The organism is Mesorhizobium sp. URHB0026, from assembly GCF_054059755.1.
This window is the reverse complement of record NZ_JBSSCN010000001.1, coordinates 1,333,351-1,349,561: the sequence shown is the minus strand read 5'-3', so window position 1 is coordinate 1,349,561 and position 16,211 is coordinate 1,333,351. Positions and strand designations below refer to the sequence as shown.

Genomic DNA, 16,211 nt, shown 5'->3' with positions numbered 1-16,211 from the left:
ATTTTCTGGGGTTGTCGAGGAAGGATCTACTGGCTGTCCTGCGCGCCTGACATGACGGAGAAGTCGACATTCTCCCAATCGCCGGTTCCGGGCCAGAAAAAAGTGAAGAGCAGTGTGCTTCCGTTGAGGAGGCTGGCCGTGGGTAGATCGACAAGGTGAAGGCCGAAAGCGTTTTCCGCTGTCCGGCTGTCGTGGGCGGTTGCCCAATTGTCCGTGCTCCAGTGGACGGTGGCCGCCGTCAGCAGCTCGACGCGCAATGTCTTGCCCTCGGGCAGTGCGCGAATCTTGTTGTTGAAGCGCCACGCCCTGAACGACGATACGGTCTTGTCCTGGATGTAGCGCTTCACGCCTTGCGGCGGCATATCGAAGACGGCGCCATCGCGGAGCGAGCGCAGCAGCTTGATGTGTTCGGAATGCGCCCAGACCAGTGGCATGGCGCTGCCCGATGGCTTGCCATGCAGCAACTCGCGTTCGGGAATATCGGCGCCGTCCCACACCTGTTCGGGCAGCAGGCCGCCAGGCCCGGCCGACCGTTCCAGCGCATCGAGCAAGCTGGCCGCCTTGTCCTTGCTCCCGGCGGCCAGCTCGTAATGCGCCCTTTCGCCGGCCAGCAGGGGCCAGGGCCGGCCCTGGCCGGTGCCGTCGAAGGGCGCGCCATCCTCATGCTCGCCATAGCCGTCGCTGTTATAGCGGTACCAGAGCGGCCCTTGCGGCAGTTCGCAGCGCAGCTGCGTGTCGATGACCTTGACGGTGTCCACGATGCGCGGATCGTCGGCGGCTCTCAGGCCAAAGCGCACCAGCGCCAGCGCATCCGGGCTGACGATTTCCTCGGCCGGCCGGTCCGTGTCGCCGGGTGGGCGGTTCTTGATCGGCACATAGCCGTCCTTCGGCGAGCCGGCGTCGGGGTCGTCGGGCGGCGCAATGCGGACATAATAGCCGCCGACGCCGACGGTCTTGCAGATGGCGGTGCCGCTGACATAGGTCCAGCGTTCGACCTGGTCGTTCCAACAGTCAGCTGTTTCGCGCAGGTAGGCCGCCTCCGCCGCTTTGCCGCAGGCGTCGAGCAGGTCGGCGCCGGCAAGCAGTGCCGCGATCTCGACGGCCAGCGTGAACGGGCTATAGCCGGCGTCTTCTTCCCAGCGGTCCTCGCCGGTGACCGGACCATTGCGCACGACATAGGAGGCGGCGCGCTCGATCATCGGCAGGAAGGCCTTCAGCCTGGCACGCGGCAAGTGGCCAGCGCGATGCAGGGCATCCGCCAGCAGCAAGGGAAAGGCGCATTCGTCCATCTGGATGCCAGGCCAATAAGCGGAGCCATCGAGCCATGCGTTCTGCGGCCAATGGCCGTCCGGCTGCTGGATGAAGCGGAGATATTCCAGGATCCGCAGCGCCGAAGCGGCATCGCCGGCGGCGAGAAAGCCGCCCGCCGTTTCGACCAGGTCGCGTGGCCAGACAAGATGGTAGCCGCCGAGATTATCGTCGCCTTTGTTGAATCCCCATGGGATCGACAGGCTGGCCACCGCCGCCCCGGGCATTGCCGACGACCGGTGGGTTGCCAGCACCGCGGTGGAGACGCGGTAGCTGTTCACTCCGGGGACCGCGTGGCGGTCCAGTGGCAGCAGCCCCGCCTGCCATTTGCGCCATTGTTCGACGTACAATTTCGCCGCCGGTTCAAAACCCTGCTTCAGGCTGGCGAAGGCGTTTTCGGCGGCTTCGTCCGGTGTCGTCCCGAAACCCAGCGCCAGCACGGTTTTTGTGTTGGCGGCGGTGAAGCCGATCTCGCCGGTCAGCGCGACATTGCCGTCCTCGGCACGCCGGCAAGCCGTGTCGAGCTTGCCGGTATTGTTGAGTTGCTGCCAGCCGTCGGAGAAGCCGACATAGCCGGCCGAGCAATCCCGCCAGGGCAGCGACGAGACCAGCGCCAGGCAGGTGCCGCGCCCCGAGGCAAACAGGACAGGCTTTCCCTGGTACTCGCCGACCCAGGCGGTGTTGCCCATGCCGGCATTGACCAGATGCGGCGCCAGAAGCGCGTAGACGCGGTAGTCGGCCGCGGAGCCCTTGATCGGGCTGAAGGTGATTTCCTGCACCAAGGTCGGACGCGCCGGATCGGCCAGAATACGCTTCTCGATCCGGTAGGCGCCGTCATCGGCTGTATTGGCCAGCCTGTAGGCGGGCACGCCGTCCTCGAACGGCCCGATGCCGTGCGAGGCATCGCGCTTCTCCTCGGAGAAATAGCCATCCCTGCCGGTGACGATGAGGCCGAGGTCGCGCGTGCAGGCGCTGTCGACGCGCGGGTAATACACCTCGTTCAGGATCCCGTGGCTGATGGAGAACCAGACGCGGCTGGACGGCGAAAGCGCCGAGCCGACTCCGCTCTTGGCGCTTGAGGTCCAGCGCGCGGGAATTCCCGGTGCGCCCGGCGGCACAGTCGGCGTCACTGCCATGCTTGTTCGCTCTCCTGGCCCGCATGCCTAGCCATCAAACGACGCCATTTCAATCAGCGCACCGCAAGTTGATCGCCGGCGCACATCGGATTGCAGTTGACAGCCCGCCGGCCTTCTGCACTTTTGTCTGACAATAGATAAAAAACAGGATCGCAATCGCGAAATTCGTCGACAATCAAACTGATCAGCAACTCTCGGGAGGAGTATCACATGAAGAAACTATTGGTTCTCAGCACGCTTGCAGCGGTGCTCGCGGCCGGTACGGCTTTTGCGGACACCAGCGGCAAGAAGATCGCGTTCTCCAACAATTATGCCGGCAATTCGTGGCGGCAGGCGATGCTCGACAGCTATGGCATCGTCACCAAGAAGGCCGTCGACGACAAGGTCGTCGGCGCGGCCGATGTCTTCACCACCGCCGACAAGGAAGTGCCGACCCAGGCCGCCCAGGTGCAGAACCTGATCCTGCAGGGCTATGACGCCATCGTCATCAACGCCGCCTCGCCGGATGCGCTCAACGGCGCCATCAAGCAGGCCTGCGATGCCGGCATCACCGTCGTCTCCTTCGACGGCACCGTCACCGAGCCTTGCGCCTATCGCGTCGTCGTCGACTTCAAGGACATGGGCAAGCAGGAAGTCGAGCACATGGCCAAGTTCCAGCCCAAGGGCGGCAATCTGCTTGAAATCCGGGGGCTTGCCGGCACCTCGATCGACGATGCCATCCATGCAGGCATCCTCGAAGGTGTGGCCGCGCATCCCGAATTCAAGATCGTCGGTTCTGTCACCGGCGACTGGGACCAGACCACGGCTCAGAAGGCGGTGGCGACCATCCTGCCGTCGCTGCCCGACGTCGTCGGCATCGTCGACCAGGGCGGTGACGGCTATGGCGCCGCGCAAGCCTTCGCCGCCGCCGGCAAGCCGCGCCCGACCATCATCATGGGCAACCGGCAGGACGAATTGAAGTGGTGGAAGGAGCAGAAGGACAAGGACGGCTATCAGACCTGGTCGGCTTCGATCGCGCCGGGCGTATCGACGCTCGCCTTCTGGGTGGCGCAGCAGGTGCTCGATGGCCGCAAGGACATTCCGCACGATCTGCTGGTGCCGTATCTGGCCTTCACCCAGGACGATTTCGAGGCGGCCTTGCCCAAGATCAAGGAGGGCGGTGTCGCCACCCACGAATACACGCAGGAAGATGCCATCGCGGCGATCAAAGCCAATATCAAGTGAAAGTCGCAGACGCGTTGCCGCGGGCATCATCGAGCGGATATCGTTGAGCATGGCTGCAGGCGACGCGGACATCATCAGACAGGGCGGCGCCGAAAACCAATTCGGCGCCGTCAGCGTTGACATCGTAAGACTTGACGGTGCCGAAAAGCATTTCGGCGCCGTCAGGGCGCTAGGCGGGGTGGATTTCCATGTCGGGCCCGGCGAGTGCGTCGGCCTCGTCGGCCATAATGGCGCCGGCAAGTCGACGCTGATGCACATGGTGGCCGGGACCTCGACGCCCGACGGCGGCACGATCACCGTGCATGGCGGCATCGAGGACAACTACTTGGTGTCGCGGGCGCAGCAGCTTGGCATACGCTGCGTGTTCCAGGAACTGTCGCTGTGCCCCAATCTCAGCGTCGCCGAAAACACGCGCATCAATCATGCTTCGCTCACCGGCTTCGGCTGGCGGCGCAAGGCGGCGGAGCTGATCGCCGCCAAGCTGGACGAAATCTTTCCGGACCATGGCATCTCGGCCTGGGACATTGTCAGCGATCTGTCGATCGGCCGGCGCCAGATGGTCGAGGTGGCGCGTGCCTTCACCGTGACTCAGGACCGGCTCGACTTGGTCATCCTCGACGAACCGACCTCGTCGCTCGACGCGCACACATCGGGCCAGTTGCTGGCCTTCGTGCGCCGCTTCGTCGCCGGCGGCAAAAGCTGCATCCTGATCTCGCACGTGCTGGGCGAGGTGCTGCGGAACGCCGACCGGATCGTGGTGATGCGTGACGGCAAGGTGGTGGCGTCGGACGCGGCTGGCGCCTTCGATCGCGACCGGCTGGTGACCGTGATGGGCGGAGCCGAGGTGCGCGCGAAGACCGCCGCGCAGGCCGCTGCCGCCAAGACAGGCGCCAATCCGCTTCGCGTCCGGGCGCGGCCCGCCGGACAGGCGGATGGCAAGGATCTCGTCGCGCGCGCGGGCGAGATCATCGGCCTTGCCGGGCTGGCCGGTCACGGACAGACCGACTTGCTGCTGCGTATCTTCGACGCCGCCGGACGCGCCAAGCCCGGCATCGAGGTGACGGCGCCGGTCGCGCTGGTGGCGGGCGACCGCCAGTCCGATGGCATTTTCCCGCAATGGTCGGTTGCCGAAAACATCGGCATCCGCTCGCTGGCGCGCTTGCGCAACGGGCTGTTGATTTCACCCCAGCGTGAGGCCGAATTGGCCGCGTTCTGGCAGAAGAAGATCGGCATCCGCACGCCTGACATGAACAACAACATCTTCTCGCTGTCGGGCGGCAACCAGCAGAAAGCGCTGTTCGCCAGGGCGCTCGGCTCCGACGCCCAGATCGTGCTGATGGACGACCCGATGCGCGGCGTCGACATCGGTACCAAGCTGGAGGTCTACGATCTCGTGCGCGAGGAGGCGGGCCGCGGACGCTCCTTCCTCTGGTACACGACCGAAACCGAAGAGCTCGACAATTGCGACCACATCTATGTCTTCAAGAACGGCCGCATCGTCGCCAATCTGACGCGCGACGAGCTGACCGAAGAGAAGATCATCCAGTCCTCCTTCGGCGATGCGGCCTGAGATGACGGCGACGCCAATCGACAATGGCTTCAAGGGATCGGCGGCACGCAATGCGGCGGCGCGGGCGCGGCTGTTGCGCGGCCTGCTGCCCGCGCTATCCCTAGCGCTGGTGTTGCTCGCGATCGCCTGGCTCAATCCGCGCGCCATCAGCTATTTCGGCTTCAGCCTGATGTTGAACCTGGCGATTCCGATCGCGCTGGCGACGATCGCGCAGATGTTCGTCATCGCCGGCAACGAGCTTGATCTCTCGATCGGCACCTTTGTCGGTTTTGTCGGTTGCGTCACCGCGACCTGGCTGAAGGATGCGCCACTCATTGGAGTCCTTATTCTCGCCGGATCGATCGGCATCTTTGCGCTGCTCGGCGCGCTGATCCATCTGCGCAACCTGCCCTCCATCGTGGTGACGCTCGGCATGAGCTTCGTCTGGCAGGGCCTCGCCATTCTCGTCCTGCCAAAACCGGGCGGCAAGGCGCCGGACTGGCTTTTGGCGATCATGTCGTTCAAGCCGCCTTTCATTCCGTTTCCGATCATCGCCGCGCTGCTGATCGCGGCCGTCGTGCATTTCGGCCTGATGCGTACCTCCTATGGGGTGATCCTGCGCGGCTCGGGCGGCAATCCGGCGGCGCTCAAGCGCGCCGGCTGGTCGCTGCTCAAGACCAAGATCGTGCTGTTTGCGCTGGCCGGCCTGTTCGGCGTTCTGTCGGGCATGGCGCTGATCGGCATCACCACCTCGGCCGATGCCAATATCGGCAATGGTTACACGCTGCTGGCCATCGCCGGGGTCATCCTCGGCGGCGGCGAGTTCGTCGGCGGCAGGGTCTCGCCAATCGGCGCCGTCATCGGCGCGCTGACGCTGGCGCTGGCCGCCTCGCCGCTGCTCACCTTCATGCACATTCCGCCCGACTGGCAGGTGGCCGCCAACGGCGCCATCCTGATCATCGTGCTTGCGGCGCGGGTGCTGATCAGCCGCAGGGAACGGTGAGCGATGGCTTCGCTGAAGACCCTGCTCACAAAACCCTGGATATGGTCGTTTGTCGGTGCGCTGCTGGTGTGGCTGGCGACGATCGCCTTCACAGGGGGCTATGGCGGCGGAGGCATGGTCACGGCGGCATTGTCGCTTGCCGTGTTCACCGTCATCGTCGGTGTCGGCCAGATGTTCGTCATCACGCTTGGACCCGGCAATGTCGATCTGTCGCTGCCGGCCAATATCGGCCTCGCCAGCGCGGTCGCCATGAAGGTGATGGGCGGCAGCGATGCCATGATCCTGGTCGGATTGCTGGCGGCGCTCGCCTGTGGCGCCGCGATCGGGGCCATCAACTATCTACTGATCTGGGCGCTGCGCATCCCGCCGATCATCGCCACGCTGTCGGCGAGCTTCATCATCCAGTCGGTCGACATCAGCTATGGGCGCGGACTGCAGATCAAGCCGCCGCCTGGCTTCGCCGATTTCACCAACTGGCAGGTGCTGGGCGTACCCGTGCTGGCGATCCTCACCGTGCTGTTCACCATCGCAGCGGCCATCGCCTTGCAGCGCATGATCTATGGCCGCTCGGTGCTGGCGATCGGCCAGAATATCCGCGCCGCCTGGCTCGCCGGTGTCAATGTCGGGCGCATCCGCTTCCTCACCTATACGCTGTCGGGCGCGCTCGGCGGCATCGACGGCGCGCTGCTCGCCGGTTATTTCCGCGGCGCCAACGTCGACATCGGCAACGAATACCTGCTCGCTTCGATCGCCGTGGTCGTCATCGGCGGCACGTCGGTGGCGGGCGGCAAGGCCAATGTGCCCGGCGTCTGGGGGGCGGCGCTGTTCCTGGTGCTGCTGCTCACCATGCTCAACACATTCGGCGTCAGCGCCGGGGTGCGGCTCTTGCTGACCGGGCTTATCATCGTAGGGGTGATCACGGCTGCGGGCGGCAAGAAGGCGGTGCGCTGACCGCAACGTCTCCGGCGCGACCGCAGCCTTGCCAACGATTGGACCAGCCGGTTCCCATTCGCGGCGTGGCCTTGTAAACCGGTCCCCGATCTCAGTCGGTCTTGGGAGGCCCCCACTTGTCCAGTTCTGTCAGCGTCGCGAACGAGGGTGGCGTCGCCATCGTCACCATCGACAATCCGCCGGTAAACGCGCTGAGTTTCCACGTCCGCGAACCGCTGATGCAGGCTCTGGCCGCTTTGCGCGATGACGCATCGGTCGCGGCAATCGTCATTGCTTGCGCCGGCCGGACCTTCGTTGCCGGTGCCGACATCACCGAATTCGGCAAGCCGATGCAGCACCCGGAATTGCGCGCCATCGTGGCGGTGCTGGAAGCCATTGCCAAGCCGACCGTCGCCGCCATCCAGGGTACCGCGCTCGGCGGCGGGCTGGAATTGGCGCTCGGCTGCCATTTCCGCGTTGCCGATCAAGGCGCAAGGCTCGGCCTGCCCGAGGTGAAGCTCGGCATCCTGCCCGGTGGCGGCGGCACGGTGCGGCTGCCGCGCCTGGTTGGCGCCGCCAAGGCATTGAAGATGATCGTTTCCGGTACACCGATCGGTGCCGATGAGGCATACGGCGCCGGCCTGGTGGATGCCGTTTTCGAAGGCGATCTGACCACCCACGTCGTCAATTTCGTCCGCGAGATGGCCCGCAAGGGTGGTCCGTTCACGCCGGTACGCGACCGCGACGACGTCCTCAAGGAAACCGACCTTGCCGCCTTCGATGCCGAGGTCGCGGATCTTGCCCGCAAAGCGCGTGGCCTCGAAGCGCCTGTTGCCTGTGCGCAGGCGGTGCGCAATGCCGTCACGCTGCCCTTCGACGAGGCGCTGGCGGAGGAGCGGGCGCTGTTCGTCAAGCTCGTCGCCAGCGACCAGTCGCGCGCCCAGCGGCATCTGTTTTTCGCCGAACGCGAGGCGGCCAAGCTTCCCGGCAAGGATGTCGTCAAGCGCAGGATCGCCCGCGTCGGTGTCATCGGCGCCGGCACAATGGGCGGCGGCATTGCCATGGCATTCGCCAATGGCGGCTTTCCCGTCACCTTGCTGGAAACCAGCCAGGAGGCGCTGCGGCGCGGGCTGGCGACGATCGAGAAGAATTACACCGTCTCGGTTGCACGCGGCTCCTTGAGCGAGGATGCCAAGCGGCAGCGGCTCGCCCAGTTCAAAGGCACGGTCGACCATGCCGATCTCGCCGATTGCGACCTGATCGTCGAGGCAGCGTTCGAGGACATGGCGGTCAAGAAAGAAATCTTCGGGAAGCTTGACGCGGTGGCGAGGCCGGGCGCCATCCTCGCCACCAACACCTCTTATCTCGACATCGACGAAATCGCCGCCTCGACCTCGCGGCCGCAGGATGTCCTCGGCCTGCATTTCTTCTCGCCGGCCAACGTCATGAAACTGCTGGAGATCGTACGCGCCGAAAAAACGGCACCCGATGCGCTGGCGACCGTGGTCGACCTTGCACGCCGGATCGGCAAGGTGGCTGTCGTCGTCGGCGTCTGCCACGGCTTCGTCGGCAACCGCATGCTGGCCGCGCGCGGCTCGGAATCCGAGGCGCTGCTGCTCGAAGGCGCTACCCCCAGCCAGATCGATAAGGCGTTCACCGATTTCGGCTGGCCAATGGGTCCGTTCCAGATGGGCGACCTTGCCGGTCTCGACATCGGCTGGCGCAACCGCAAGGCGCGGGGCCTGACGGCCGTCATCGCCGACACACTGTGCGAACAGGGGCGTTTCGGCCAGAAAACCGGCCGTGGCTTCTATCTCTACGAGAACGGTTCGCGAATGCCGGTGCCCGATCCCGAGGTCGAGGCGCTAATTCGCGGCAAGGCGGCGGAAAAGGGCATCGTGCCGCGCACGATAGGCGCCGACGAAATCATCGAGCGCACACTCTATCCCCTGATCAACGAGGGGGCGAAGATTCTGGAGGAGGGAATCGCTGCCCGTGCGTCCGACATCGATGTCGTCTGGGTCAATGGCTATGGCTTTCCCGTCGGCAAGGGCGGCCCGATGTTCTGGGCCGGCCTCGAAGGCGCGGACAGGATCGTCGGGCGACTCAGGTATTGGCATGAGCGGACAGGCAAGGATGTTTTCAAACCGGCTCCTTTGCTTGAGCGGATGGCCGAAACCGGCTCATGGCAAGTCTGATCCGAGGTAGTCAGCGGCCTGCGGGAATCACCGTATCCGCGCGTCGATGATCTCGACAAAGCGGGCGAAAAGGCCGGCCTGCGACTTGATCTTGAGCTTGCGGTAGATGTTGCGGCGATGGACCTTCACGGTTCCCGGCACGATGCGCATGGCCCTGGCGATCGATTCTGTCGAATGGCCCTGCAGCACTAGGTCGACGACGTGTTTTTCGCGTGGCGTCAGCGACAGGCTTTTCCAGATATGGGCGCGGTCGAACTCGTTGACCTCGGTGATTTCCTCGTCCTGCTTCGTCTCGGCCGGTTCCTCGGTGGGAAGGGTTGGCCAGCGCAGCCTGGTGAAGCTGATCACCGCCGGCGCCATGTCGCGCAGCAGCCTGGCATCGGCGGTGCCGAACGGACCGGAAGCGCTTAGCCGCATCAGCGACAGCACCAGCGCGTCCTTGCCCGGCAGCGGCACGAAGAAGCCGACTTCCTCTGCCAGCCTGGTCTGGCTGTAATAGGAGCGAAAATATTCGCTGGCGTAGAAGCGATCAGGAGCCAGTTCGCGCATGCGCCAGAAGCCTTCCTTGCGCTCGACCGCCGCGTGATGGAAGGGGTCGAGCAGGTAGGGGCCTTCCTGGTAGAGCGCGACGAAGACGTGGCTTTCGGTCGGCGTGAAGGTCTCGAACAGCAGTGGCGGGCGCGCCGCACCCCGATAGCCGAAGACCACGCAATGGTCGAAGCCGACATGCTGCCGCAGCCAATCGACCATCGCTGGGCCGAAGAGATCCCCGCTCGTCTCCCGCGTCGCCGCGACAAGGGTGGCGAGCCGGCTGTATTCGTCGCTGCGGGAAACGCTCAATCCAATACCCCCTTAAACGGGAAAATAGATCAGATATACCACCTACGAGGTATATACTAGATGCCATTGGCTCTGGTAGCGTCTTGAAATCGCATCGTCCTGGAGCCCGCAGCCTTGACCGCAGTGCCCGACATCGAATTTCGCGGCGTCGCCAAGCGCTATGGCGCGGTGACCGCGGTCAGCGGCATCGACCTTGCCGTGCCGCCCTCCGCCTTCGTTGCGCTGCTTGGACCGTCCGGCTGCGGCAAGACCACCTGCCTGCGCATGATCGGCGGGTTCGAACAGCCGAGCGAAGGCCAGGTGTTCATCCGTGGCCAGGACATGGCCGGCACGCCGCCCTACCGACGGCCGGTCAACATGGTGTTCCAGCAATACGCGCTGTTTCCGCATCTCGATGTCGAAGCCAACGTTTCCTATGGGCTGCGCCAGGCAACGCCACGGCTGTCGTCGCGCGATATCGGCCGGCGGGCCGGCGAAGCGCTCGAAATGGTGCGGCTCGCCGGCTATGGCGGCCGCAAGATCCACGAACTGTCCGGCGGCCAGCAGCAGCGTGTCGCGCTGGCGCGCGCGCTGGTCAACAAGCCGGCGGTGCTGCTGCTCGACGAGCCGCTTGCGGCGCTCGACAAGAAGCTGCGCACCGACATGCAGATCGAGCTGCAGAACCTGCAGCGCGAGATCGGCATCACCTTCGTGCTGGTGACCCACGACCAGGAGGAAGCGCTGTCGATGAGCGATTTCGTCTGCGTCATGAATGGCGGGCGCATCGTCCAGCTCGGCCAGCCGAGCGAGATCTATGATGAGCCGGCCGACCTGTTCGTCGCCGATTTCGTCGGCAAGACCAATCTGTTGAGCGGCACCGTCGCCGGGCACACGGGCGACCTGGTGGACGTGGCGCTGGCGGACGGCACTGTGGTCGCGGCGCGCAAGCGAACCGCGCTTCTACAAGGCGAGACCGTCTCGGTCAGTCTGCGCCCTGAATCGCTCAGCCTTGGCGCTCCCGAAAGCGGTCCGCTCAAGGGCATCGTCCGCAACCGGATATTCCTCGGCTCGACCGCGGAATACGCGATCGAAGTGCAGGGCATCGGCACTTTGCTCGCCAAGGCTGATCACCTGATCGGCCAAGGCAATCTCTTCAAGCCGGGTGAACCCGTCGCCATCGGCTATGCCATGGGAACGCCGCTGGCGTTTCCGGAAACCAAGAATAACGGGACCAACCAGAGGGTAAACAAACATGTCGAAATCATATCGTGACGGACTGCCGATAAGCCCGGAGAATTTCGTCGACCAGTTGATGCGCCTGAAGCGCGGCTCGATCGGCCGCCGCGACTTCCTTGGCCTCACCGGCCTTGGCATCGCAACGGCGGTGATGGCGCGCGAGATCGGCATCATGCCGACGCCTGCCTTCGCCGCCGAAAGCCTTGGCGATCGCATGTCGATCGCCACCTGGCCGAACTACCATGACCCGCAGACCTTCGAGAACTTCAAGAAGGACACCGGCGTCGCCGTCGAGGTCAACGTGTTCGGCTCCAATGAGGAGATGCTGGCCAAGCTGCAGGCCGGCGCCTCGGGCTGGAGCCTGTTCGTGCCGACCAATTATACGATCTCGACCTACAAGAAGCTCGGCATCATCGAGCCGCTGGAGATGGCGAAGCTGCCGAATTTCGACGGCACCCAGGAAGATCCGCGCTTTACCTCCGAGGGCACGATCGACAAGGTGATCTACGCCGTGCCGAAGAACTGGGGCACCACAGGCTTTGCAGTGAACACCAAGAAGCTGACCAAGCCGATGACGAGCTGGAAGGAGTTCTGGGATACCGCCATGGCCGAGGGCGATGGCCGCACCATGGTGCACGACTACCAGCTCACCACCATCGGCAACGCGCTGAAATATTACGGCTATTCGTTCAATTCGCTGAAGCAGGACGAGCTCGCCAAGGCAGAGGAACTGCTGCTGAAGGTCAAGCCGCATCTGTTCGCCGTCTCGTCCGACTACCAGCCCGGTATGCGTGCGGGCGACGCGTGGATGACGATGTGCTGGACCAATGACGGCGCGCAGCTGCATCGCGACATTCCCGAGATCGCCTATGTGCTGGGCAAGGAGGGCGGCGAGATCTGGACCGATTTCTATGCGATTCCGAAGGACGCGCCGAACAAGCCCGCCGGTTATGCGCTGCTCAACTATCTGATGAACCCGCAGGTCGCGGTGAAGGAGCACCTCGCCAACGGCGCGCCTTCGACGGATGCGCGCGTCAACAAGCTGCTGCCCAAGGAAGTGCTCGACAATCCGATCCTCTATCCGGCGGCGGAGCTGTTGACGCCGCTCGAATTCGGCGCGGCGGCAACGCTGACCGACCCGGGCCGTGCCGAACTGATGGCGCGCTTCAAATCGGCTTGAGAGCGGCCTGGATAAAGACAATCGACCGGCGGGCCCATGCCCGCCGGCACCGGGGCGGTTTCGATGCACGGCAACAGATTTCGGCGTAATTTTCTGACCGCCTTGCTGCTCGCGCCGGCGACGGCATGGCTGGTGGTGTTCCTGGTGCTGCCATTCATCGCCATCGCCGTGTTCAGCGTCGGCGAGCGGGCGCCGGAGGGCGGCTACCAGGCAGCCTTCACGCTGGCGCAATATGCCAATCTCCCGGCACGGGCGACCGCGTTCTGGAACACGATGGTGCTGGCGCCAGTTGGCGCGCTCGCCTGCCTGCTTGTCGCCTATCCGGTCGCCTATTACCTCGCCTTGCAGGCGCCGCAGCGCTGGCGGCTGATCCTGCTCGCGCTGGTCGTCATTCCGTTCTGGACCAGCCTTTTGATGCGGACATATGCGTGGATGTACATTCTGGGTGGACGCGGCATCCCGGCGCTGCTCGCCTTTGCCGGCATCGAGGATGTCAGGTTGATCAACACGCCGGGCGCAGTCCTGCTCGGCATCGTCTACGGCTATCTGCCGCTGATGATCCTGCCGATCTATGTCAGCCTCGAACGGCTCGACCGAAGGCTGCTGGAGGCCTCCGCCGATCTCGGCGCGACGCCGTTGTCGACCTTTGTCGGCGTGACCCTGAAGCTGTCGCTGCCGGGCGTGATGACCGGCTTCTCGCTGGTCATGATCCTGCTGCTCGGCGAATACCTGATCCCGACGCTGCTCGGCGGCGGCAAGGTGTTCTTCATCGGCAACGCGCTGGTCGACCTCTTCCTGCAGTCGCGCAACTGGCCGTTCGGGTCGGCCATCGCGATCACGCTGGTGCTGGTCTCGGTGGTGGTGCTGATTGTCGCCAACCGCATTTCGAACCGCGTTGCGGGCGCTCGCCGGGTGGACCTCATCTGATGCGCGCCTTCGTCATTGCCGTCTTTGCGTTCCTCTACCTGCCGATCGTGCTGGTCGTGCTGTTTTCCTTCAACGCCGGCCACCATGCCAGCGAGTTCACCGGTTTCTCGGTGCAGTGGTACGGCAAGGCCCTGTCCAACCCGTTCCTGGTCGAGGCGCTGAAGAACAGCCTGTTCATCGCCACCACCAGCGCCCTGCTGGCGGCGGTGTTCGGCACCGCAGCGGCGCTTGGCCTGGCGCGTGTCGGCGCCAGAACCCGCGCGGTCTTCGACGGGCTGCTTGGCGCGGCGATCGTCGTTCCGGGCGTCGTCATCGGGATCTCGACGCTGGTTGCACTCGTTCAGCTGTTCGCGGTCGTCAATCCGTTCCTCGCCTCGGTCTGGCCGGGCGACCAGCCGCCGCGCCTGTCGCTCGGCTACGGCTCGATCATCGCCGCGCATGGCCTGTTCTCGATGGCGCTGGTGACGATGATCGTCGGCACGCGGCTCGGCAGCCTCGATCGCAATCTGGTCGAGGCCTCCAGCGATCTATACGCCACGCCGTTGACGACCTTCCGCTCGATCGTCCTGCCGCAGATCATGCCGGCGGTGGTCGCCGGTTTCCTGCTCGCCTTCACCTTCTCCTTCGACGACTTCATCGTCGCCTTCTTCGTCGCCGGCGCGCAGACGACGCTGCCGATATATGTCTTTGCCTCTATCCGGCGCGGCGTAACGCCGGAGATCAACGCCATCGCGACGATCGTGCTCGTCGCCTCCGTCCTGCTCGTGGTGCTTGCCCAATGGCAGCTGCGCCAGCGCAAGCCGTCAAACTGAAAGCCGCTCCATGATCCTCAAAGACCGCATCGCCGTGGTGACAGGCGCCGGCTCCGGCATCGGACGTGCCGGCGCCATGATCATGGGCAGGGAAGGCGCGGTGGTCATTATCGCCGACAGGGATGAGGCCGCCGGCGAGGCAACGGCCGCGGATATCCGGGCGGCAGGCGGCCGGGCCGAGGCGATCGCGACCGACGTCTCGAACGACAATGCGGTCGACCAGCTCATCGTCGGTACGCTCGACAGATATCAACGCATCGACATCCTGCACAATCATGCCGGCATCCAGGTCGGCGGCACGCTGACCGAGGTCGAGACCGCCGGCATGGACGCCTCCTGGCGGGTCAATGTGCGGGCGCAATTCCTCGCGGCGAGGATCGTCATGCCGTCGATGATCGCGCAAGGCGGCGGCGTCATCCTCAACACGGCTTCGAATTCGGGTGTGTTCTACGACCGCGAGATGATCGCCTACGCGACGTCGAAGCACGCGGTGGTGGCGATGACCAGGCAGATGTCGCTCGACTATGCCCGGCACAATGTGCGCGTCAACGCGCTCTGCCCGGGTTGGGTCGACACCCCATTCAATGAGCCGTTCATCGCCCAGATGGGCGGACGCGAGGCGATCGAAACCTATGTCCGCACCAAGATCCCGATGGGGCGCTGGGCGGTGGCCGAAGAGATCGCCGAGGCGATCCTGTTCCTCGTCTCGGACCGTTCATCCTTCATGACCGGGCAGGCGCTGGTGATAGATGGCGGCGAGAGCATCGGCTGACGCTGCTTCATCGATCGACCTTTCCATTTAAGCCGCTTTTTCTGTCGTTTCGCTGGATGCCGGACGGCACAAGACCAAGGTCTAGCGGGCATGGGACTTCAGTGCCATACCAGGTCACAGGGGGTTTTTCTGTTTCTTTTCAACTTGTTATGCGTACGGCACAGCGCGCGCTCTCGGATTGAGACCGCATTTGTCTAAAGTTTACCGGGTATCATTAGCGATTTCTCATACGCAGGTGGTTCAGCGGTGGGCGAGTGCGGCGATTCCCGAGGAGATTACCATGACAAACCGGAAAACACTGTTCGCGGCCGTTGCCGCATTGGCGCTTCTGGCGTCTCCGGCGCTCGCCGGCAATGGGCATGGCAATGGCGGCGGCAATGCTGGAGGCAATGGCGGCGGCAATGGCAATGGCAATGGCGGCACCCATGGGAATGGCAACGGCAACAGCGGTGCTTCGCACGGCAAGTCGTCGTCGGCACCGGGCCGGGCAGGCAAGACGGAAACGGACACAACGGCCGACACCACGGTTGACACGGACACAAAGGTCTCATCCGTACCCAAGGACAAGAACATCCACGCCAAGCTCGGCCGGCTGAACTCGCTGCAGCGCAACGTCAACGCCTATACGCACTCCAAGAGCAAGAAGTTCGCCGCCATTCAGGCATTCGTGACGCAGTCCGCGAAAGCCAAGAATGCGCAGGCCGCGGCTGCGGCGGCCGCTGCTACGGCTGCCGCGGCCCAGGCTCAACTGGATACGCTGAATTCGCAGTTGAGCGCACTGACGTCGCTGTCTCAGGCCGAAATCGACGCCATGACACCTGAACAGCAGGCGGCCCTGCCCGGCCAGATATCGGCGCTGCAGGCTGACATCACCGCCCAGCAGGCGGTGGTCGACGCCGACAATACGGCGGCCGATGAGGCCGTGGCCGCGGCTGCCGCTGCAGCGGTAGGCACCGATGATGCATCGCTCGACGCGGCGCTGACGGACATGGCCAACAAACCGGTCGACGCCGGGGTCACGGCCTGGGCCCAAGGTGTTCTTGCCGGCAAGATCGACCAGACGGCGGCCAAGCTTCAGGCGGGAACGACGCCGTAGCGGTTCGTCGCTGAAAAGGCA

Annotated in this window: 13 protein-coding genes; 11 read left to right on the top strand and 2 right to left on the bottom strand. The window is 64.5% G+C overall.

From position 1 onward, the window contains the following. Positions 1–26: 26 nt before the first annotated feature. Positions 27–2,444: a glucan 1,4-alpha-glucosidase gene (locus tag ACVWWD_RS06770; protein WP_352549661.1), complete on the bottom strand. Its 2,418-nt coding sequence runs from the start codon at positions 2,442–2,444 to the stop codon at positions 27–29. Between the two features lie 210 nt (positions 2,445–2,654). On the opposite strand from ACVWWD_RS06770, the gene ACVWWD_RS06765 reads away from it, so the two are divergent. From ACVWWD_RS06765 to ACVWWD_RS06745, 5 genes are all read left to right on the top strand, one after another. Further along, positions 2,655–3,668, top strand: coding sequence for an ABC transporter substrate-binding protein (locus ACVWWD_RS06765; RefSeq protein ID WP_023771853.1), 1,014 nt, complete (start codon positions 2,655–2,657; stop codon positions 3,666–3,668). Positions 3,669–3,717: 49 nt separating this feature from the next. Then, positions 3,718–5,238, top strand: coding sequence for a sugar ABC transporter ATP-binding protein (locus ACVWWD_RS06760; RefSeq protein ID WP_457102969.1), 1,521 nt, complete (start codon positions 3,718–3,720; stop codon positions 5,236–5,238). Between the two features lies 1 nt (position 5,239). Next, complete coding sequence (locus ACVWWD_RS06755; protein ID WP_352549656.1) at positions 5,240–6,220, top strand: ABC transporter permease; 981 nt, start codon at positions 5,240–5,242, stop codon at positions 6,218–6,220. Positions 6,221–6,223: 3 nt separating this feature from the next. Beyond that, the gene (locus ACVWWD_RS06750) at positions 6,224–7,171 is read left to right on the top strand and encodes an ABC transporter permease (RefSeq protein WP_352549654.1); all 948 of its coding nucleotides are present in this window, start codon (positions 6,224–6,226) and stop codon (positions 7,169–7,171) included. 116 nt (positions 7,172–7,287) lie between these two features. Then, positions 7,288–9,348, top strand: coding sequence for a 3-hydroxyacyl-CoA dehydrogenase NAD-binding domain-containing protein (locus ACVWWD_RS06745; RefSeq protein WP_352549652.1), 2,061 nt, complete (start codon positions 7,288–7,290; stop codon positions 9,346–9,348). Between the two features lie 27 nt (positions 9,349–9,375). On the opposite strand, the gene ACVWWD_RS06740 is transcribed toward ACVWWD_RS06745, so the two are convergent. After that, positions 9,376–10,188 (bottom strand): response regulator transcription factor, encoded by an 813-nt coding sequence (locus ACVWWD_RS06740; protein WP_352549650.1) that lies wholly within the window; start codon positions 10,186–10,188, stop codon positions 9,376–9,378. Positions 10,189–10,302: 114 nt separating this feature from the next. Here ACVWWD_RS06740 and ACVWWD_RS06735 point away from each other — a divergent pair, with 114 nt between their 5' ends. The 6 genes from ACVWWD_RS06735 to ACVWWD_RS06710 all read left to right on the top strand — a co-directional run bounded on the left by ACVWWD_RS06735 (position 10,303) and on the right by ACVWWD_RS06710 (position 16,190). Further along, entirely contained in the window at positions 10,303–11,439 is a 1,137-nt protein-coding gene (locus ACVWWD_RS06735) for an ABC transporter ATP-binding protein (protein ID WP_352549647.1), read from the top strand. Continuing rightward, the gene (locus ACVWWD_RS06730) at positions 11,420–12,583 is read left to right on the top strand and encodes an ABC transporter substrate-binding protein (RefSeq protein ID WP_015315088.1); all 1,164 of its coding nucleotides are present in this window, start codon (positions 11,420–11,422) and stop codon (positions 12,581–12,583) included. The genes ACVWWD_RS06735 and ACVWWD_RS06730 overlap by 20 nt, the downstream gene beginning before the upstream one ends. A 36-nt stretch (positions 12,584–12,619) precedes the next feature. After that, on the top strand, positions 12,620–13,510 hold the full coding sequence (locus ACVWWD_RS06725; RefSeq protein WP_198019198.1) for an ABC transporter permease: 891 nt from the start codon (positions 12,620–12,622) through the stop codon (positions 13,508–13,510). Beyond that, positions 13,510–14,322 carry an ABC transporter permease gene (locus ACVWWD_RS06720; RefSeq protein ID WP_023771844.1) on the top strand — a complete coding sequence of 271 codons (813 nt, stop codon included), beginning with the start codon at positions 13,510–13,512 and terminating at the stop codon, positions 14,320–14,322. The genes ACVWWD_RS06725 and ACVWWD_RS06720 overlap by 1 nt, the downstream gene beginning before the upstream one ends. A gap of 10 nt (positions 14,323–14,332) precedes the next feature. Then, a complete protein-coding gene (locus tag ACVWWD_RS06715; RefSeq protein WP_023771843.1) occupies positions 14,333–15,094 on the top strand; it encodes an SDR family NAD(P)-dependent oxidoreductase in 762 nt (253 codons plus the stop codon). Positions 15,095–15,374: 280 nt separating this feature from the next. Beyond that, positions 15,375–16,190 (top strand): hypothetical protein, encoded by an 816-nt coding sequence (locus ACVWWD_RS06710; protein ID WP_023771842.1) that lies wholly within the window; start codon positions 15,375–15,377, stop codon positions 16,188–16,190. The last annotated feature ends 21 nt before the right edge of the window (positions 16,191–16,211 follow it).